We start from the raw sequence: 19,354 nt of genomic DNA on the forward strand, positions 1-19,354 counted from the left end.
AAGGCCTAACCAGTCGAGGCGACAAGTCTACCAGTATTGTTTCTAAGGTAGTAGTTTAACCAGTTATGAGCATAGTCAGTTTTGCGCAATCAGTGACTTGAGATCGTACAGCAACCCGAGAGCCTGACGGGGTGACAGGTTGTCAGGGTTGAGATCTTTGAGTGCTTCGACGGCCGGATGTGGTTGTGAAGCTGCAAACATATCTGCCTGAGTCGGGTTCTCATGACAACCCTTTTTGGCCTGTTTTGGGGGTTGTCGCATAGCCTGATCAGTTGAGCCTTCTTCCAATTGTTGCAACCTGGATCGCGCCTGAGAGACTACATTTCTCGGGACGCCAGCTAGCTGAGCCACTTGTAAACCGTAACTCTGGCTGGCAGGGCCATCCTGAACCGAGTGCAAAAATACAATTTTATCGTCGTGTTCTGTAGCATTCAGATGAACGTTGGCAACTGAGCCGCACTCGTCTGGTAGTTGAGTCAGCTCAAAATAGTGAGTGGCGAACAGTGTGAATGCCTTGACGGTATCGGCCAGGTGATGAGCGCAGGCCCAGGCCAGTGACAAGCCATCGAATGTGCTGGTTCCCCGACCCACTTCATCCATCAAAACCAGACTGCTTGCTGAGGCGTTATGCAGAATATTGGCTGTTTCAGTCATTTCCACCATAAACGTGGATCGTCCCCCGGCCAGGTCATCGGATGAGCCTATTCGGGTGAATATTCTGTCTACCAGACCAATTTTTGCGTGGTTGGCAGGAACAAAACTCCCTACGTGGGCTAATAAGACGATCAGTGCCGTTTGCCTCATATAGGTCGATTTACCACCCATGTTTGGACCAGTGATAACAAGCATTCTTTTTGTTGCATGCAGGTCTACATTGTTGGCGACAAAGGGCTCAGTTAACACCTGTTCGACAACCGGGTGGCGACCATCTTCAATATGAATGCCAGGATCCGGGCTCAGTTCTGGCTGGCAGAAGTTCAGAGTCTCAGCTCTTTCTGACAAGTTGTTCAGAACGTCCAGTTCGGAGATGCTCATGGCTGTTTCCTGAAGAGGGCCCAGTGCTTCCAGAAGATTAACCAGTAATTCGTCGTAAAGTGCTTTCTCCCTGGAAAGCGCTCTGCTTTTGCTGGACAGAGCCTTATCTTCGAACTCTTTTAATTCCGGTGTGATGAAACGTTCTGTATTTTTCAGTGTCTGGCGACGTATGTAGTCTACCGGAGCGTCTTCAGACTCTCTTCGGCTGAGCTCAATGTAATAGCCATGAACCCTGTTAAAGCCGACCTTCAGGCTAGGTAGCCCTGTTTTCTCCTTCTCTCTTTTTTCCAGTTCAACAAGATAATCGCCTGCGTTCTGACTGAGAGCACGAAACTCATCCAGTTCTGTGTCAAAGCCCTCCGCAATGACGCCGCCGTCTCTGATGATGACGGGCGGATTTTCGATAATGGCCCGGCTCAGTAGATCTGTAACCTGAGGGTGTTCACTGATGGCTTCAGCCAGCTTATGAATGTCCTCATTGTCGATCGTTTTGAGAATGGATTGCAGCTCAGGCAGCTGATTTAGAGCATCTCTCAGACGAGCCAAATCTCTTGGACGGGCTGATTTTAATGCTACTCTGGCAAGAATACGCTCAATATCGCCAATGCCGCGAAGCAAGGGTTGAATCTGCTCGAAGTAATAGCCAGATTTTATTGTTGAGAGAATGGATTGGCGTTTTTGTAACTTATAAAGATTTCTCAGGGGGCGATTCAGCCATCTTGAAAGTAATCGGCTGCCCATAGCGGTCGCTGTTTTATCAAGTACTGACAAGAGTGTGTGATCCCGGCCACCATTGAGGTTCTGGGTTAGTTCCAGGTTTTTTCGGCTGGCTGCGTCAAGGACTACGCTTTCTTCGCGAACTTCCTGCCGGATGCTTCGAATGTGGGGCAGGGCAGTTCTCTGTGTTTCCTTGGCGTATTGCAACAGACAGCCTGCCACCTCCAGACCGACTGTTAATGATTCGCAGTCGAATCCTTGCAGGTTTTTGGTTTGAAACTGACGGGTTAATCCTTCATAGGCGCTGTCACGATCAAAGTCCCAGGGCGGGCGTTTGATTGTCCCCGGACGTTCAACAATTCGGACTGGCCATTCAACACTGTCATTGATGAGAATTTCGGCAGGGTTGATACGCTCAACTTCTGCCATCAGCGCTTCTTCACCCTCGACTTCTACTGCTGTAAATTGACCACTGCTGATATCCAGAGAGGCTATTCCATATCGATTTTCTGATCGGGTCAGTGCGGTCAGAAGATTGTCCTGCTGTTCGTCCAGCAGTGCTTCGTCACTCACTGTACCAGGGGTCAGGATCCGGACGACTTTTCTTTCAACAGGGCCTTTTGATGAAGCCGGGTCGCCAACTTGCTCGCAAATGGCGACAGAAACGCGCAGTCTGACCAGGCGAGCCAGGTAACCCTCTACAGCATGGTAAGGGATACCTGACATGGGAATGGGCTCACCGGCGGACTGTCCACGGGTTGTCAAGGTTATATCCAATAACTCCGCAGCTTTACGGGCATCGTCATAGAAGAGCTCGTAAAAATCTCCCATGCGATAGAATACCAGGTGCTCCCGGTGCTTCTGTTTGATTCGCAGGTATTGCTGCATCATTGGTGTATGCTGACTCTGGGTGTCTTTGCGCTGGCTCATAGATGAGGGTAAGCCTTGAATTCAGGTTGCTGACAAACAATCTGTCATTTTACTATGAAAAGCTGGCTGTTTTCATGGCAGCAATGGTTTATCTTTAGCTATTGGCAGCTGCGGGCAGTTGAATGTATGTCTGACCCGATTCAAAAAAACTCTTCCTATTTGACCCAGAGGCGAAATTGATGTCCGGAGATTTTGACAAAAAGCTGCTGCTGCTGGCTGGAAAACTTCAGGCTGGAAACTTGAAAGTGGCTGCTGCTGAATCCTGTACTGGTGGCTGGCTCAGTCAGGTTTTTACTTCTCTTGCCGGTAGTTCATCCTGGTTTGAAGGCGCCATTGTCAGCTACTCCAATGCTATGAAACACAAGTTTCTGGGTGTGCCTGTTGCGCTGATTGATCGTTACGGTGCTGTCAGTCAGCCTGTTGTGGAAAGCATGGCATTGGGTGCTGTCAAGCGCCTTTCTGTACCCTTGAGTGTTTCCATTTCTGGCGTTGCTGGCCCTGAAGGTGGGACTGATGAAAAGCCGGTGGGTACAGTATGGGTTGGCTGGTGTTTTAACGATCAGGTAACGACTGAGGTCTTTCACTTTTCCGGAGACAGGGAGCAAGTGAGAAGACAGGCCGTTGATGTCGCTCTGGACGGCTTGATTAAACTGGCGGATAGAATTTCCAGATAAATGCTGGACAAATATACAGATAGTGTTTAAATATACAGTATCTAAAGATTTGAATACTTAAAGAATAGTGGCCTGTACTAAAAGGTGGATTTGAATAATGGATGAGAACAGAAAGAAAGCATTAACGGCGGCTCTGGGTCAGATTGACCGCCAGTTTGGTAAAGGAACGGTCATGCGCATGGGTGACCAGAAGCAGGAAGCCATTCCAGCTATCTCTACAGGCTCATTACAACTGGACATAGCGTTGGGAATAGGGGGGCTACCAAAGGGTCGTGTAGTTGAGATTTTTGGTCCTGAATCTTCTGGCAAGACCACACTGACGCTCAGTGTAATTGCAGAAGCTCAGAAGCAGGGTGCTACCTGTGCTTTCGTAGATGCTGAGCACGCTCTGGATCCTCAGTACGCTGGCAAGCTGGGTGTGGATGTTGATGACCTCTATGTTTCGCAGCCTGATACCGGAGAGCAGGCACTGGAAATTACGGACATGTTGGTTCGTTCCGGTGCGGTTGATGTCATTGTTGTAGACTCCGTTGCGGCTCTGGTTCCCAAAGCTGAAATCGAGGGGGATATGGGTGACTCTCATGTCGGCCTTCAGGCACGCTTGATGTCTCAGGCTCTGCGAAAAATCACGGGTTCTATCAAACAGGCAAACTGTTTGGTTATTTTCATCAATCAGATTCGTATGAAGATTGGTGTAATGTTTGGTAACCCCGAGACTACCACGGGTGGTAATGCTCTTAAGTTCTATTCTTCTGTTCGTCTGGATATTCGCAGAACCGGTGCAGTGAAGCAGGGTGATGAAATTACTGGTAATGAAACCCGGGTCAAGGTGGTCAAGAACAAGGTTTCTCCTCCCTTCCGTCAGGCTGAGTTCCAGATTCTTTACGGTCAGGGTATTTATCACATGGGTGAAGTGATTGACTTGGGCGTTAAACAGAAGTTGGTCGAGAAATCCGGCGCCTGGTACTCCTACAAAGGTACGAAAATTGGTCAGGGTAAGGCCAATGCTGCTCAATATCTGACCGACAATCCAAAGATTGCTGAAGAGATAGAAGCACAGATTCGAGCTGAATTGTTGGGTTCTGCAGAACCTGGGTCTGAAGCCTCTGCAAAATCAGATGCAAAGCATCAGGATGAACTTCTGACGGAATAAGTTTTGGAAGTCTTTGACAAAGATATTCGCCGTGCTGGCATGGATTTGCTGGCACGCCGTGAACACAGTTTTCAGGAGCTTCAGCAAAAGCTCAGTCGGCGTTACCCTGATTTTGATGTGGTTCCTGCACTTGAGAGATTGCAAGACGAAGGTCTCCAAAGTGATGAGCGCTTTATCGAGAGTTATGTTCGTTCAAAAACAGAAAAAGGATATGGCCCCGTCAGAATACGCTCTGATTTGCGCAGGAAAGGCCTTGCTGATCAAGTAATCTCATCTTTTCTGTTTGAGGACGATGATGTCTGGCTGGAGATGGCAAGATCCAGTAGGTGTCGCAAATTTGGTAATAACTTGCCCGCTGGAGCGGGGGAAAGATCTAAACAGTATCGGTTTCTGGCGCAGAGAGGCTTTACCAGTCTTCAGATTTCAAATTGTCTAAAGCAGCTATTTTTAACTTAGCTCATATGAACAACATTTAACTTAAACAGAGTCTGCATGGCTGTTTTTCTTTCCCTTCTATATAATGTCCGTCTTTTATAGATTGCTGTTTAATCTCCCGTTTGGAAGACTTGTATGACTCGTGTGAAATATATGAAAAGTGCTGAGATTCGCTCTGCTTTTCTTGAATACTTCAGAGAAAATGGGCATGAAGTCGTACCCAGTAGTTCTCTGGTGCCTCACGACGATCCAACCCTGCTGTTCACCAATGCAGGTATGAACCAGTTTAAGGAAGCATTCCTCGGCAGGGAACAGCGAGCATATACACGAGCAACCTCGTCCCAAAAGTGTGTTCGTGCTGGTGGTAAGCACAATGATCTTGAAAATGTGGGCTACACTGCCCGTCATCACACCTTTTTTGAAATGCTGGGTAACTTCAGCTTTGGTGACTATTTCAAGCAGGACGCCATTCGTTTTGCCTGGACTTTCCTGACTGAAAAACTGCAACTGCCCGTTGAGCGTCTCTGTGTTACGGTTTATGAATCAGACGATGAGGCTTATGACATCTGGCTTAATGAGATCGGTGTTGCTGCTGAAAATATCATTCGTATTGGTGACAACAAAGGAGCTCCATACGCCTCTGACAACTTCTGGCAGATGGGAGATACCGGTCCTTGCGGACCTTGCACAGAAGTCTTCTATGATCACGGTGATCATATCTGGGGTGGTCGACCCGGAACTCCGGACGAAGATGGCGATCGTTTTATTGAAATCTGGAACATTGTCTTCATGCAATACAACCGTCAGGTGGATGGACTGATGGAACCTTTGCCCAAGCCATCGGTGGATACAGGTATGGGGCTGGAAAGGATTTCTGCGATTATGCAGGGAGGGCATAGTAACTATGATATTGATATCTTCCAGAACCTGTTGAATGATGCTTCCGGAATTCTGGGTGGTGTACCAACACCAGAGGCTTCACTGCGCGTTATTGCCGATCATATCCGTTCAAGCTCATTTATCATTTCCGATGGCGTCGTGCCGTCTAACGAAAGTCGCGGATACACACTCAGACGTATCATCCGTCGCGCATGTCGCCATGGACACAAATTGGGAGCCACTGGGTCGTTCTTCTATAAGCTGGTAGCTTCTCTGGTGCGTGAGATGGGTGATGCTTATCCTGATCTTGCAAAAAATCAGGCGCAGATAGAGAGAATATTGCTACAGGAAGAAGAGCAGTTTGCTAAAACGCTCGATAAGGGAATGAAACTGCTGGAAGGCAAGCTCCAGGGGCTTGAGGATAGTGTTATTCCTGGTGATGTAGTGTTCATGCTTTACGATACCTATGGTTTCCCCGTTGATCTGACCAGTGACATTGCCAGAGAGCGTAAGCTGGCGGTAGATGAAGAAGGTTTCGAGCAGTTACTTGAGGCTCAGCGAGAAAGGGCCCGCGCAGCCAGCAAATTTGGCGTGGACTACAGCGAACAGTTGGTTATTGAGGGAGCTACTGATTTCACGGGCTATGAAAGTCTTCAGGACGGAGCTGAAGTCACTGCTCTGTTTGTTGATGGACAGTCAGTTGATTTTATTTCTGAAGGTCAACAGGCGACGGTCGTTCTGCAGTCAACACCTTTTTATGCAGAATCTGGTGGTCAGGTGGGTGATAGCGGCTCGCTCAGGTTTGAGGGTGGCGAGGTTAAAGTGCTGGACACTCAGAAACAGGGCGACAGTCATCTTCATATCTCAGAAGTATCCCAAGGTAAATTAAAAGTTGGTGATATTGTGAGTGCCTACGTTGATGTTGAAGCCCGAAAGGCAACGGAGCAGAATCACTCTGCCACCCATTTGCTTCATGCTGCACTTCGCAAGGTTCTGGGTGAGCATGTTACTCAAAAAGGCTCTCTGGTAGATCATGACAAACTTCGCTTTGACTTTTCCCACTTTGAAGGGGTTAAGCCAGAAGAACTCCGGGCTATAGAGAGACTGGTTAATCAGCAGATCCGTAATAATAGTCAGGTGGAAACCGAGCTGTTAGATATGAAAGCTGCTCAGGCTAAAGGCGCAATGGCTCTGTTTGGTGAAAAGTACGGTGTAGAGGTTCGCGTGCTTTCTATGGGTTCTGAAGGCTTCTCTGTTGAACTCTGCGGGGGTACTCACGTTAGTCGTACGGGTGATATCGGTTCATTCAGAATTATTTCTGAGTCCGGTATTGCAGCGGGTGTGCGACGCATTGAGGCTGTAACAGGTGCAGCTGCGATTGATTATCAGGAAAAACTGGAAGATACCCTGAAATCGGTCGCAAGTCTGGTAAAAGGTTCTCAGGACAATTTACAAGATAAAGTTTCTTCTCTTCTCGATCGGAATAAAGAACTTGAGAAAGAGCTTCATAAACTTCAACAGAAGCTGGCCTCTGCCGACAGTGCTGACCTTCTGTCCAGGACAATTGATGTCGATGGTGTGAAGTTGCTGGCTACTGAGTTAGAGGGAGTAGACCCTAAGTCTCTCCGTGACATGGTCGATCAGCTGAAAGGTAAGCTCCAGACAGGTATCGTATTTCTGGCTGTCCCTGGCCACTCTAAGTTCCCTCTGGTAGCGGGAGTAACCAAAGATCTTACTGATAGGGTGAAGGCGGGTGACTTGTTGAAAATGGTTGCCAGTCAGGTCAATGGTCGTGGTGGAGGTCGTCCAGACTTTGCTCAGGGTGGTGGTTCAGATGCTTCCAAAATCAAAGAAGCGCTTGAATCTATAGTACCATGGTTACAAGAACGTCTGTAATGTGATCGATTTACCCCGATAAAAAAACGAGCCATATGGCTCGTTTTTTTATCGTAAGCTTTTTTTAATAAAGCTATTCGTGTTAAATTCCGGCGTTGGCTGATTGACGTAGAACGATATAAACATGGCGCTGTTAGTACAAAAATTTGGCGGCACCTCTGTTGGGGACCTGGATCGCATCCAGGGAGTAGCTGACAAGGTGAAAGGGTTCAGGGATAAGGGGCATGATGTCGTTGTCGTTGTCTCAGCAATGAGTGGCGAGACCAATCGACTGACTGATCTTGCGTCCAGTATTCAAAAACAACCCACACCCAGAGAGATGGATGTTCTGCTTTCCACCGGTGAGCAGGTCACAATAGCCCTTCTGGCAATGGCTCTTAATGAGCGTAACTGTCCTGCCCGTTCTTATAACGGTAGTCAGGTTTCCATTGTTACGGATCAGGCTCACACAAAAGCTCGTATACAGCATATAGATACAGAGAAGGTGCGGGCTGACCTTGATCAGGGTCGTGTAGTGATCGTCGCTGGCTTTCAGGGGTGTGATGCTGAAGGCAATGTTACAACTCTTGGAAGAGGCGGCTCCGATACTACAGCCGTTGCTTTGGCAGCTGCTCTTGAGGCAGATGAGTGTCAGATTTATACAGATGTCGACGGTGTTTATACAACCGATCCACGAGTTGTGGAGGGGGCAAGAAGACTGGACAAGATTACTTTTGAAGAGATGCTGGAAATGGCCAGTCTGGGTTCAAAAGTTTTGCAGATTCGGGCGGTTGAGTTCGCTGGAAAATATAATGTCAAACTGAGGGTACTGCATTCCATGCAGGAAGGCCCTGGAACTCTAATTACGATCGACGATGAGGATGTAGCTATGGAATCACCGGTAGTATCTGGTATAGCCTTTAACAGGGATGAAGCGAAAGTTACTATTAAAGGTGTACCTGACATTCCAGGTGTCGCATCCCGAATATTGGGTCCTGTCAGTCAGGCCAACATTGAAGTGGATATGATTGTTCAGAACGTGTCAGATGATCGTACCACTGATTTTACCTTTACTGTGCACCGTAATGATTATCAGAACACTCTTGATGTTTGTGCCAAAGTCTGTAAGGAATTGGGTGCACGCGAATATGACGGTGATGAAAAAATCGCTAAAGTTTCTATCGTCGGTGTGGGTATGAGATCCCACGCAGGTGTCGCCACCCGGATGTTTCAGGCTCTGGCTGCAGAAGGTATCAATATTCAGATCATCTCAACTTCTGAAATCAAAGTTTCCGTTATTATCGCAGAGAAGTATCTCGAGTTGGCTGTAAGGGCTCTTCACTCTGTATTTGAACTGGATAGGGAACCTGTAGAGAGTAGCGAAGTCTAAGGTTAAGTAGGGTATCTTGAAAAGGGAATGCTGCAGTTCAACGTGCTAAACCCGAATGGCTCTGAGACTGGTTTGATCAACAGTCAGGAGGAATATCGGACAAATACACCGTCATTCCCGTCAGGCATGGATTCTTCAACTAGAATGGGTTGTGCCTGTTAAAAACTTACAAAATGTGATTTTTTTGATGACTACATTTCTCTGCTAGTAAAAATACGCATGGAAATGTTGGGTTCGGTGGCTAGACTCTGTTGGCTGAGAGCTTCTCAAGCATGAAACGGTGATCTGGCAGTAGCTGCCTTGCTGAGAAAGTGTTCCCGTATTTGGGGCTAAGGTCAATCAAGCAAAGCATCACCGTGCTCAGGATTGACGGTCGTTGACTTACAGAGATGTAAATAAGGAGATTGTAATGCTGATTCTGACTCGCCGCGTAGGAGAGACCCTGATGGTCGGGGACGAGGTCACTGTCACTGTGCTGGGCGTTAAAGGTAACCAGGTGCGTATTGGAGTCAATGCGCCAAAAGAAGTTGCCGTTCATCGTGAAGAGATCTACCAGAGAATTCAGAAAGAGAAAGAGCACGGGGGTGTTCCGTCTGCCTCTGAGCCTTACTGAGTATCTGGTTTTAACACCGAATTCAGTGAAAAATACCCGGCTAACAGCCCGGGTATTTTTTTATCTATGAAAAATGTCTCGATTAAGGAGCGATAATGCGTTTGCCGATAAGGTGACAAACTTTAGAACCTTTATAAAAGTCTCTGGTCGTAAGTAAGAAGAAAAAGCTTGCATTCCAGGGTGCGAACAGTAGTATTAATTGCGCATGCGGTGAGGTGGCCGAGAGGCTGAAGGCGCTCCCCTGCTAAGGGAGTATACGGTTTGTAGCCGTATCGAGGGTTCGAATCCCTCCCTCACCGCCAGATTCTTTAATGTTTCCTTTCTCATTAAGATCACAGGGCAGGCTGGTTGTTATCAATCTGCTCCATGCTCTGCTCCAACCTTTGTGATGTGATGCTCCTTCAACTCTAACGATTGAAATACACTTATCGTTGCTCAGTGAATTTCGATAATGCTTTGAAATTTGATAGGGGATTATGGGGTCTTTGCTGCCATAAAAATGTCTTTGAGGAATGTCTCTGAGTTTATCTCGAAAATCTAACGGGTTCAGAGCAGAAGGCATTGGGCTGACTTTATGAAACTGGTTGGTGAAAAACGGGTCGAGGTTGCCAGCCACCGTCAAGATTGAGGCCACGTCATCCCTTTGGGCCGCTGATAACAGAGCCAGAGTGGCCCCTCCCGAGTAACCAATCAGCTCGAGTTCTCTATAATTACCCTTTTTCTTCAAATAATCTAAAGCCTCGTTAATGCTTGTCAGAGAAGCCTTGTCGTAGCGGCCAAAAGTCCAGACTGATTTATTGCAGAACTTGGTCATGATGTACTGGCAAGGTCTGCCCAGATAAGCGATATCGGAGTATGGATCCTTCAACATAAGGCTATGAACCAGTCTATTGACCGGTGTTGGGTCGGAAGAGGGTGTACCCCTCTTTAGCCAGGCTTTACCATCTCCTTCTATATAGACCCTTAATCTTTCTTTTCTGGCGTTTTCAGATAGCCATGCCTTGAGGGTGTGGGTTGAAGTGGATATTTCCACAGAGGACAGCTTTTTCGAGTTGGCCAGAAGTTGTGTGGTAGTGGTATTAAAAGGAGCAGGGGAGTGACAGCCAGAGAAAATAAGGCTGAAAGAAAGTATTAAAAGAATGTGCTTCATAGGCAAGTATTTTTTAGAACTAATGTACCTTTTTATTTATCGGAAGCTTAGCTCCCTAATATAGTGACTTAACCTGGCAGTTTTTGATTGATACTGTTGTGTTTGTTAAAAAATATACGAAAAATTTACCAATGTTTTAATTAATAGGCGCTGGGGGTTAGTTGCAGGTTTCTAAAAGAAAGAATCTTTATATCTATAGAATCTATAGAAAAATTAATATCACTTTTAATTCTGAAAAAGTATTTAATATTACTTGTTGCCATCTGTACGATACCTTGCCTTCAGGCTCCTATGTCTGATATGTCCGTTAATTTGAAAACTTATAAATGAGAAAGTTCAACGAAAAGAACATCCAGAAAAGAGGTTGGAGTTGCAGTAATGAGACAGGTTCAGGTGTTTAATAAGACACTGCTTTCCATAGCCGTGGTCACGGCTCTTGGGGGTTATAGTAAATGTTCACAGGCTCAATTCCTCGTGAATAACAAAGATTTCTTTAAAACAGTTGAAAAAGTAGATCTTTCCGGAATGGTAAAAGTTCGGAATGAAATGCTTTCTGATGATCCACTGATTAAACAGGCTGATAAGGCAGTTAAACGTTATGAAGTCTATAAAGTTAAACATGATGAAAAACAAACAGATGCAGAGCGTTTATTCATCAATGCCAGTTTCTGGAAGCAGCTTGAAATAGATGCACCTGATTTTTTATTGTTAAGTGAAAGAAGTGTATCTGCCGATGATCGCAAGCCAAAAGAGTCAGAGTCTTTGGTTAAGCGGGAAAGGGCCGTTTTGGGGAGAGCGCATAGTGCACTTGAGTCTTTGGCTGCAGCAGAGACGCAATCGAGCTTTAGTGGTCAAGATTATGGGCTTGATAAACACCTTTTTAAAAAAGACGGTCAAAGCCTTAATGAAGCCAGGAACGCCTACGTTAAAAGATTGGTAGAACTTGAAAATTTAGCACTTCGTGATGCCATTCTCGTTGAAAAAGAAGTTGTGGATGAATCTACCAGGAAAACGAAAAAGGTTAAGGTGGCTCCGGATGCAATCATACTGAAAGGTATCGATTTATCTGACGGGGGTGTCAGAAAAACAGTTCTTGAAAAGCTGACCAATGTTGAAGAAGTCTTTGAATTAAAGACAAATGGCAATGGTAAAGTGACCGGGCTGGGCTTTAAAACCAGAGTGTTGGAACTGGCGGATGTCAGCAGTGGTTTTAAAGAGGGAGAAAGAGTACCAGTGGTAGCATCAGCTGCAACTGAAGACGAGGCTGATGTTAAGGCATATGGCACAGTTGTTCTTTCTGGAAGATCCAGTGCGGTGCATGAAGGTTTCGGCACAAGTGAACGAGCACTTGATGCATTTGTTGCCAAAGAAGGTACATCGGTACGTATCGCAAAAGATGGTGCTATCCGATCTACGATCATCTATCTGAAAGGTGTTGATGATGTAACGGGTGTTGATGTCGAAGTTGACGGAAAAAAAACCAAGACTGTTGATACTTTTTTAGACTTGGTAGGAATACTACCAGAGCAATTGGAAATTATGGAAGAAGCCATGAATAAGCATGGTAAAAAGGTCCATAAGCCAATTGCACGAAAAGCTGCGGTAGCAGTTATCGATGGGGCTAAAAAAGGTACTGTCAATCTGAAAGGCTATGAAGATATAGAGATCAAAGGCTCCAGGTTAGTTGTTCGACAAATCGGTGTTGCGGAAGATGGTGTTACTCCAGCATCCGCTAATGTCACTATCACAGACAGTGATATAACTCTTGATGCAGGGTCCGACGATACAGCAAATGCTGGAAAAGGCGTTGTGGCTGGTCAGAATATCGTTCTGAGTAATACTCATCTGAGTATGCAGGAAGAGAACAAGATTGCTCTGGAAAGCATTATTTCTGATGAGTTAGAAGGTAATGACAACACTAGGAAAATGAAACAGCCAAATTCAATTACGGTTACTGAAATCAAGGCTGTTCCCGTTAAAGGTCTTAATGCTCAGAAGGCAATGGAAGGCTCCATTGATGGTTTTGCAGAGCACGTTGTTGATGTTGAAGCTGAAGATGTACTTGATGTGTTTGAGGTTAGGAAAGGCTCTGTCTCACACGTCAGCCTTACTGATATTGAGAAGGTTCTGATTGAAGATGGTCAACTGTATGCCGACGAAGTCAGTACGCTCGAAAGGCCACTGGTCTCGTTTGACCTGAGAGGAAAAGCGACCGTTCGATCAATGTCTAATGATGCGCAGCCTGTTTTCGTTAGTAGAGACGCAGATGTAACTCTGGCTGTCGGGCAGGAAGTGTCCAAGGATATTCATGGTTTCAGACACTTTATTTTGGACGGTGGTACTTTAGAAGGTAGCCTACAAGGCTTTGCTGCTGAAAATGGCGATGAGAAAGATCCTGAACGCTTCACTGGTTCAACAGTTACTCTGAAAAAAGGTACTTTGAAGGGTGGTGAGATTGGCGGCGTTGTTGATGGGAAAGAGCGAGGGCACCTAAAGGAAGTGCTTGTAACGGGTCAGATTGATGTTAAGCCCGGCACTACTGAGCTGAGAACTTTGGATAGGGTAGCTACTAAAAAGTCTCAAATGCCTATCTTTCAATCTACTGAACTCAAGCAGGTCAAAGTGGTTGCTCCTTTGGTTGTCGATTCCAAAGGTAGTTTGAAACTCTTTAAGACGTTTAAGCAAAGCAAGCTGGATGAGAAAAATACCCCTGTTCTTGAGTCAGCACCTTCATTATTGGCAACGAAGGGTAAAACACTTGAGAAAGGTGCTAACCTGTTCCTTGTCGTGGATGGTGATGATAAATCACTGTCGTCTGTCCCCTATGTCAGTGTTGATGGTTCTTTGAAGTTGCAGGGACAGAACCAGATCAAACTTGATTTGACCAATAGCATTGACAGTAAGAAACGTTTTGAAAATGCCAAAAATCTTTATGAAGAAGCCAAGTCTGGTAAGCCTTTGACTACTTCGATTGCAGTTATTGAGGCCGATAAAGTAGAGGGTAGCTTTGTTGCTCCCGATACAGGTACCGTATTCATTGATGCTTCAGACAGTGGATTTGCGAAGAGTGAGAAGACTGGCAAGTCTGTATACTCTATTAATGTGAAGTATGATGACAATCCGGTTCAGAAATTGCGCTCTCAATATAGTCTGTCTGAAGATCAGGCAAAAATGTACATTGCTACCTATGAATCGGCATTGTCTACTGACAATATGGTTTCATCACAGTCTATGTTCAACCTTGTAACAATGGCGGAGCAGCAGGACATCAAGTTGTTTGCTGACCAGCAGTTGCCCGATCTCAATAACGCAGTGGGTCGTGCTTCTGTAACTTTGCAAAATAAAGTTAATGAGTCGATTGGTCGTCGTCTCAACAGTAACCGTACTGGAGTTAATGCTGGCGATATGTATCAGTCTCAGGGGTTTTGGGCCGAGTATATTTTCAATAACGGAAAGCTTGATAATGATGAAGTTCTAAAAGGTTATCAAGCCAGAGTTAATGGAGTCACTCTTGGTGCTGATACCACGCTTAATGATCAGATGACGGTCGGTTTTGCCTTCACTTATGGTAATACAAAGGTTGAAACTAACGACATACATCGTGAAACAGCGACCGATACTTATATGGGCACCCTTTATACTGGATGGAATCAAAATAATTACTTCCTGGACTCAATGTTCAGTTATGGTAAGGGAGTCAATGAATACAAGCGTAAAGTTCAGCTGGAAAAGACTGCTTACAGAGGCGAAGCCGATAGCACTGTCTGGGGGGCACGTTTAGTAGCTGGCTATAACTATCAGATAAATCAGTGGGTTCTTCAGCCTCAGGTCACCTTTGGCTATAACAGTGTTAAATTTGATGATCTCACTGAAAAGCAAACAGGTGACTGGGCTCAGAAGCGTAAGATGAAGGAATTCGAAGTCATGGAACTGGGTGCAGGTTTGAAGCTTATGGGTGATTTCGAGTTGGGTCGAGGTATTCTCCAACCTGAGTTTGTTCTGATGGGTTACCATGACTTTAAGGATGAAAAGCCTGAAGCAACGGTGACAATCCTTCAAGGCGGTAAAACCTTGACATTCACGGGAGCTGAACGTGAGCAAAATCGCTTCCTGGCCGGTTTGGGTGTTAACTACAAAATGGAAAACAACCTGAGCTTGAGTCTGCATTATGACAATAACTGGATGGGGGGCTTCAAGGCGGATAGCTTGAATGCAACTATCCGTTATGATTTTTGATTGGTTGCAAACTAACGTCTAACCACCAGCGTCTTTAGTTGGACCTGAACTTTTTTAGCCCTGCCTGTGTGGGGCTTTTTTGTTGTTGTGCGTTGTTGTTCAAATGTGAAAATTGCCACAATACCGTTGACTCCTCGGGGTTAAATCTCTATAGTTCGCTCCCGTTGATGCAGCGCGCTCGTAGCTCAGCTGGATAGAGTACCTGGCTACGAACCAGGCGGTCGGAGGTTCGAATCCTCCCGAGCGCGCCACTCATTAAAACGGCAAGTGTCGCTAGTATAAGTTGTACCGGTGAGGTGGCCGAGAGGCTGAAGGCGCTCCCCTGCTAAGGGAGTATACGGTTTGTAGCCGTATCGAGGGTTCGAATCCCTCCCTCACCGCCAGTGAACAAGTTAGTATTACGCGCTCGTAGCTCAGCTGGATAGAGTACCTGGCTACGAACCAGGCGGTCGGAGGTTCGAATCCTCCCGAGCGCGCCATTTAAGAAGTTTTCAAATATGAGCGTCCGTAGCTCAGCTGGATAGAGTACCTGGCTACGAACCAGGCGGTCGGAGGTTCGAATCCTCCCGGACGCGCCAATTTGAAAGTTGGGTAACCCCATCAAAACAAAGAATATGACGGTGAGGTGGCCGAGAGGCTGAAGGCGCTCCCCTGCTAAGGGAGTATACGGTTTGTAGCCGTATCGAGGGTTCGAATCCCTCCCTCACCGCCATTCTGTATCTCTTAACTCATTGATTTATCAATGCTTGACTATTTAAACAACTCAAGTTACGCAGTTAGCAACCTCTTTCAAGTGCCTCAGAGAAGCTTTTAGCCTTGCCATATAAATTTTGGCTCTGAGCTGAAAGTGATTCACTTCTGTTACGCGTTGCTCAGAATACAACGGCTTTCAAGTTCTACTTACAACAAATAGCATGGAGAATCAGCCCTAATCTGATCAGCCGCCGTTCTTTGATGGAGTTATTCAATAATCCAACTGAGAAAATGAGAGTCAATTTACTCATGAATCAGGGGGCTGGAGCTTGGGTATGTTTAGCCGGACAGTAGTGAGAAATCATATCAATTTCCCAGATGAACTTTATTTATTAGAAATGATTCTATCTTCAATAAGAAGTCGTTTAAAAGTTGTTAACTTGCCTATAGGTGCATAGTTACGAAGGTGTAACCTCTGCTATAAAGACCTCTTAAAGAGATTTAAAAGCTAAATGTCGGAGCATTGCAACAAAGCTGCTTTATTCTGTCTCCCCTGAGATTAATAAACTATAAACTGTTTTTTCGTGAATATAAGAGCGAAGGGAACTCGCCTTATTCTGTGCTTGAGTTGGCTGCACAGCACTTGGATCGAGTTTCCTCTTTTCCCTCAGGATTCAGAGAGTACAGAAATATGAATTCAAGCTCAGGAAACTCTGCACCTGCTATTGGTGAGATCTCAGCAGCGTCTGGTAAAGTGATCGCCATAAAGCCGGATGGAACCCAAATAGTTCTCGAGCCAGGGGACAAAGTTTTTCTTAATGATCGGGTCGTTTCAGAAAATGGTGATCTCGTTGTCATTACAACATCGAATAACCAGGTTCTGGAACTGAGTGGTCAGCAGCCACTTACTCTTACAGATAGTGTGCTGTCCGGTCAGGATACTGATATCGATGAAGAACAGGCCGAGGAAGAGCTGGCTGATGAAGAGGTTCGGGACGCTGTTGCTGAAGGAGCAGATCCCGGTTCTCCAACAGAAGCTTCAGCGGCAAAAGAAGATACCTCCGAAGAGAGAAGTCCTGACCAGACAGAACCCAGGCTTGCCCCATCAGATATCCCTGTTATCACGCTTGAAACTGATGACCAGTTAGATGAGGAATCCATTACCGAGTCTTCTGAGATCCTGACTGCCAGCAGCAGGCCTGTCACTAACGCAGTTGTTCAACAACAAGAATCTGAGAAAGAATCGGAGACTCCAGAGCCTGTCGTTATTTCGTACCAGCCTGTCGCTCAGGCATTGTCAATGGATGGTAATGAAGATTCACCGATCCTTCAGGGACAGCTTTCTGCGACAGATAATAGTGGTGGTGCTGGCGGAGCATTGACGTACTCTCTGGTTTCTGCAACGGAAGCAGGTTCAATAAATATAAGTGGTGACGGCTCTTTTGAGTTCAAGCCTGGAGCAGACTTTGACTATCTGGCAAAGGGTGAAAGCCAGACTGTTACTTTTGTTTTTGAGGTTATCAATTCACAGGGAAACAGAAGCCAGGCATCCGTAGGTATCACGATAGAAGGTGTCAACGATACGCCTGAAGTAGAGGCTCCGATTGTTCTTGATCTAAATCAGAATGACTCTGGCATTAGTCTGGATCTTTTACAAAAAGCCAGTGATAAGGATCTGGACGATGAATTGTCTGTTACCAGCCTTCGTCTGGTTTCTGGTAACGAAGCTGGCGTCAGTGTGACCGAAGAAGGATCAGAGCTGGTTATTGATCCGGAAGCTTATAAGTACCTTGCCGTTGGCGAGATGGAAATCATCACCTACGAATATCAAGGATCGGATTCACAGGGAGATTTTACGACCCAAACCGCCAGCATCACCCTGGCAGGAAGTAATGATGACCCGGTAGTTCAAAATGCAATTTTATTGAGGACTAACCAGAATTCGCCATCAAATAGTATTGATTTGTTGGCAGGGAGTACTGATGTTGATCAGACCGACACCTTAGATGTTGTGAACCTCCGACTCACCGCCGGTGACCCGGTTGGCATCAGCATCTCGGAAGATGGCAACAGCCTATCTCTGGATTCGTCCGCTTATAACTATTTGGCGGCAGGGGAATCAGAAAGAATTGATTACAGCTACGAAGTTGACGATGGTCATGGGGGAACGGTTAGCCAGAGTGCTTCAATAACCATTGAAGGCCTCAACGACGCTCCCACTATTAGCAATGCCACCGATGTTGCCGGTGCAGTCACCGAGATTGTCGACGGGGGTGCCGGTGAAAACAGCAACAGCCTGACCGACACTGGCTCGTTCACCGTTGCTGATGTCGATCTGAGTGACCAGCAGACTGTCAGCGTCAGTGCCGGGGCCAATGGTTATCTGGGCAGCCTGACGGCTAGCGTGGCAGATGACACCCAGGGCGACGGCAGCGGTCGGATTGACTGGAGTTTCAGCGTTGATGATGCCGACATCGATTACCTGGGCGCCGGTCAGACTCTGACTCAGACCTACACTGTCACAGTTGACGATGGCGAAGGCGGTACCGTCGATCAGCAGGTGACTATCACTCTGACCGGCACCAACGACGCACCTACTATTACCAGTGCCACCGATGTTGCCGGTGCAGTCACCGAGATTGTCGACGGGGGTGCCGGTGAAAACAGCAACAGCCTGACCGACACTGGCTCGTTCACCATTGCTGATGTCGATCTGAATGACCAGCAGACTGTCAGCGTCAGTGCCGGGGCCAATGGTTATCTGGGCAGCCTGACGGCCACCGCGGCGGATGACACTCAGGGCGACGGCAGCGGTCGGATTGACTGGAGTTTCAGCGTTGATGATGCCGACATCGATTACCTGGGCGCCGGTCAGACTCTGACTCAGTCCTACACCGTCACAGTTGACGATGGCGAAGGCGGAACCGTTGATTAGCAGGTGACTATCACAATAACTGGCACCAACGATGCTGCGGTGATCAGTGGTACAGACACCGGTAGTGTTGCTGAAGATGCTGGTAATATCCTGACTGCAACAGGAAGCCTGAGTGTGAACGATGTAGATAACGGCGAGGGGAGTTTTACCGGAGAGACTATATCTGGCACCTATGGTTCACTGACCATGAACACCGATGGCAGCTGGAGCTATTCAGCGGATAACAGTCAGTCAGCTATTCAGGCTCTGGGGGATGGTGACAGCCTGAATGAAACCATTACGGTGAGGTCTCTGGATGGCACCACCCGCGATATAGTGATTACCATTAACGGCACCAACGACGCACCCATTGCAGCTGATAACAATCTGAGTCTCAGTGAAGCGGGAAAGCATACTTTTACTCTTGCTGAATTTGGCTTCAGCGATGTGGATTCAGGGGATAGCCTTGCTTCCATTACGTTGACGTCCCTGCCTGCTTCGGGAAGCCTGACATTAAACGGCAGTGCCGTCTCCATTAACCAGGTAGTCAGTGCCAGTGATATTCCCAACCTGGAATTTACCGCAGATGCCAGCATTAACGGTAGCCATCATGGCAGTGTAGGTTTCAAGGTGAGTGATGGTGCGCTGGAGAGCAGTGCC

8 protein-coding genes, 6 tRNA genes and 1 pseudogene are annotated in these 19,354 nt (G+C 46.7%); 14 read left to right on the forward strand and 1 reads right to left on the reverse strand.

Annotated features, from left to right (window positions below; genetic code table 11):
• Nucleotides 1-75: 75 nt before the first annotated feature.
• A complete protein-coding gene (gene mutS, locus ACOMG9_RS11370) occupies nt 76-2,682 on the reverse strand; it encodes a DNA mismatch repair protein MutS (protein ID WP_448216989.1) in 2,607 nt (868 codons plus the stop codon).
• A gap of 179 nt (nt 2,683-2,861) precedes the next feature.
• On the opposite strand from mutS, the gene ACOMG9_RS11375 reads away from it, so the two are divergent.
• From ACOMG9_RS11375 to ACOMG9_RS11440, 14 genes and pseudogenes are all read left to right on the forward strand, one after another.
• Nucleotides 2,862-3,356 (forward strand): CinA family protein, encoded by a 495-nt coding sequence (locus ACOMG9_RS11375; RefSeq protein ID WP_422133652.1) that lies wholly within the window; start codon nt 2,862-2,864, stop codon nt 3,354-3,356.
• Nucleotides 3,357-3,453: 97 nt separating this feature from the next.
• Nucleotides 3,454-4,509 carry a recombinase RecA gene (gene recA / locus ACOMG9_RS11380; protein ID WP_422133653.1) on the forward strand — a complete coding sequence of 352 codons (1,056 nt, stop codon included), beginning with the start codon at nt 3,454-3,456 and terminating at the stop codon, nt 4,507-4,509.
• 3 nt (nt 4,510-4,512) lie between these two features.
• On the forward strand, nt 4,513-4,965 hold the full coding sequence (locus ACOMG9_RS11385; protein WP_422133654.1) for a regulatory protein RecX: 453 nt from the start codon (nt 4,513-4,515) through the stop codon (nt 4,963-4,965).
• A gap of 132 nt (nt 4,966-5,097) precedes the next feature.
• Entirely contained in the window at nt 5,098-7,719 is a 2,622-nt protein-coding gene (gene alaS / locus ACOMG9_RS11390; RefSeq protein WP_448218636.1) for an alanine--tRNA ligase, read from the forward strand.
• Between the two features lie 124 nt (nt 7,720-7,843).
• Nucleotides 7,844-9,088: an aspartate kinase gene (locus ACOMG9_RS11395; RefSeq protein WP_422133655.1), complete on the forward strand. Its 1,245-nt coding sequence runs from the start codon at nt 7,844-7,846 to the stop codon at nt 9,086-9,088.
• Nucleotides 9,089-9,497: 409 nt separating this feature from the next.
• Nucleotides 9,498-9,701: a carbon storage regulator CsrA gene (gene csrA / locus ACOMG9_RS11400; protein ID WP_422133656.1), complete on the forward strand. Its 204-nt coding sequence runs from the start codon at nt 9,498-9,500 to the stop codon at nt 9,699-9,701.
• Nucleotides 9,702-9,910: 209 nt separating this feature from the next.
• A tRNA-Ser gene (locus ACOMG9_RS11405) sits at nt 9,911-10,003 on the forward strand.
• 1,226 nt (nt 10,004-11,229) lie between these two features.
• Nucleotides 11,230-15,087: an autotransporter outer membrane beta-barrel domain-containing protein gene (locus tag ACOMG9_RS11410; RefSeq protein WP_494530268.1), complete on the forward strand. Its 3,858-nt coding sequence runs from the start codon at nt 11,230-11,232 to the stop codon at nt 15,085-15,087.
• Between the two features lie 174 nt (nt 15,088-15,261).
• Nucleotides 15,262-15,338: transfer RNA gene (locus tag ACOMG9_RS11415), tRNA-Arg, on the forward strand.
• 39 nt (nt 15,339-15,377) lie between these two features.
• Nucleotides 15,378-15,470: transfer RNA gene (locus tag ACOMG9_RS11420), tRNA-Ser, on the forward strand.
• Nucleotides 15,471-15,489: 19 nt separating this feature from the next.
• Nucleotides 15,490-15,566: transfer RNA gene (locus tag ACOMG9_RS11425), tRNA-Arg, on the forward strand.
• A gap of 22 nt (nt 15,567-15,588) precedes the next feature.
• Nucleotides 15,589-15,665: transfer RNA gene (locus ACOMG9_RS11430), tRNA-Arg, on the forward strand.
• A 41-nt stretch (nt 15,666-15,706) separates the two neighbouring features.
• A tRNA-Ser gene (locus tag ACOMG9_RS11435) sits at nt 15,707-15,799 on the forward strand.
• A 672-nt stretch (nt 15,800-16,471) separates the two neighbouring features.
• Nucleotides 16,472-19,354: pseudogene (locus ACOMG9_RS11440) on the forward strand (VCBS domain-containing protein); the annotation flags it as partial.

This window comes from Endozoicomonas sp. PH6C (assembly GCF_059322965.1).

Excerpts from the sequence above, each read along its gene's own strand:
- mutS (WP_448216989.1), bottom strand. The coding sequence starts at position 2,682 with ATGAGCCAGCGCAAAGACACCCAGAGTCAGCATACACCAATGATGCAG.
- ACOMG9_RS11375 (WP_422133652.1), top strand. The coding sequence starts at position 2,862 with ATGTCCGGAGATTTTGACAAAAAGCTGCTGCTGCTGGCTGGAAAACTT.
- recA (WP_422133653.1), top strand. The coding sequence starts at position 3,454 with ATGGATGAGAACAGAAAGAAAGCATTAACGGCGGCTCTGGGTCAGATT.
- alaS (WP_448218636.1), top strand. The coding sequence starts at position 5,098 with ATGAAAAGTGCTGAGATTCGCTCTGCTTTTCTTGAATACTTCAGAGAA.
- ACOMG9_RS11395 (WP_422133655.1), top strand. The coding sequence starts at position 7,844 with ATGGCGCTGTTAGTACAAAAATTTGGCGGCACCTCTGTTGGGGACCTG.
- csrA (WP_422133656.1), top strand. The coding sequence starts at position 9,498 with ATGCTGATTCTGACTCGCCGCGTAGGAGAGACCCTGATGGTCGGGGAC.
- ACOMG9_RS11410 (WP_494530268.1), top strand. The coding sequence starts at position 11,230 with ATGAGACAGGTTCAGGTGTTTAATAAGACACTGCTTTCCATAGCCGTG.